The 253-nt window shown below is 55.7% G+C and carries 1 pseudogene; it reads left to right on the top strand.

From position 1 onward, the window contains the following. Positions 1-108 precede the first annotated feature (108 nt). Positions 109-253 (top strand): annotated as a pseudogene (locus ACVA58_RS28380) (large ribosomal subunit protein uL5); the annotation flags it as partial.

The following is a 253-nucleotide window of genomic DNA, read 5'->3' as shown; positions in this document are numbered from 1 at the left end:
GCCGTCGCGCGTCGGCATCAAGGTTGAAGGCGGCGTGAAGACGCGTGTCCTGAAGACCACCGGTGCTGCCGTCGGCGCTTGATTCTGGGCGATAGAGAGGAGTTGAGCATGACTGCACGTCTGCAAGAGTTTTACAAAGAGAAGGTTGTGCCCGAGCTGATCAAGCAGTTCGGTTACAAGTCCGTGATGGAAGTGCCGCGCATCACCAAGATCACTCTGAACATGGGTCTTGGCGAAGCCATCAATGACAAGA

Source organism: Photobacterium sp. DNB22_13_2 (assembly GCF_052873915.1).
Note: the sequence above shows the minus strand (reverse complement) of the source record. Positions and strands in the feature narration are given on the sequence as shown.